Origin of the sequence: Marinitenerispora sediminis (assembly GCF_003336425.1) — a bacterium.
GTDB lineage: Bacteria > Actinomycetota > Actinomycetes > Streptosporangiales > Streptosporangiaceae > Marinitenerispora > Marinitenerispora sediminis.
Genome location: NZ_QEIO01000350.1, coordinates 1 through 575 on the forward strand (window position 1 = coordinate 1; position 575 = coordinate 575).

The window sequence follows — 575 nt, forward strand, 5'->3', positions numbered from 1 at the left end:
CTGGCTGCGCCACCCGCCCACACGCCCCCGCGTCTGCCTCACCCTCGGCCTGACCGCACGCTCCTCGGCCTTCCCCGACGCCATCAGCCCGCGCGCCGTCCTCGACGCCCTCGCCGACCTCGACATCGAGGTCGTCGCCACCCTCGACACCGCCCAGCTCGACCGGGCCGGCCGCCTCCCCGGCAACGTCCGCGCGGTCCCCTACGTGCCCCTGCACGCGCTCCTGCCGACCTGCGCGGCCGTCGTCCACCACGGCGGCGCCGGCACCTGGTCCACCGCCGCGGTGTACGGGGTGCCCCAGGTCGCGCTCGGCTGGATGTGGGACGCCGTCTACCGCGCCCGCCGCCTGGAGGACCTCGGCGCCGGCCTGCACCTGCCCTCCAGCGAACTCACCCCCGCCGCGCTGCGCGAGCGGCTGCTGCGGCTGCTCACCGAACCCGCCTTCACCCGCAACGCCGCCCGGCTGCGCGACGAGATGCTCGCGATGCCCGCCCCCAACGACGTCGTCGGCGAACTGGAGCGGCGCACCGCCCGCAACCGCGCCCCCGCCGCCCCGGCCCACCAGCCCCCGGCCC

General features: G+C 78.1%; 1 protein-coding gene. It reads left to right on the forward strand.

Translation table 11 applies throughout. From position 1 onward, the window contains the following. The coding region (locus DEF28_RS26755) for a nucleotide disphospho-sugar-binding domain-containing protein (RefSeq protein ID WP_114446274.1) at positions 1-575 on the forward strand (575 nt) is incomplete at both ends.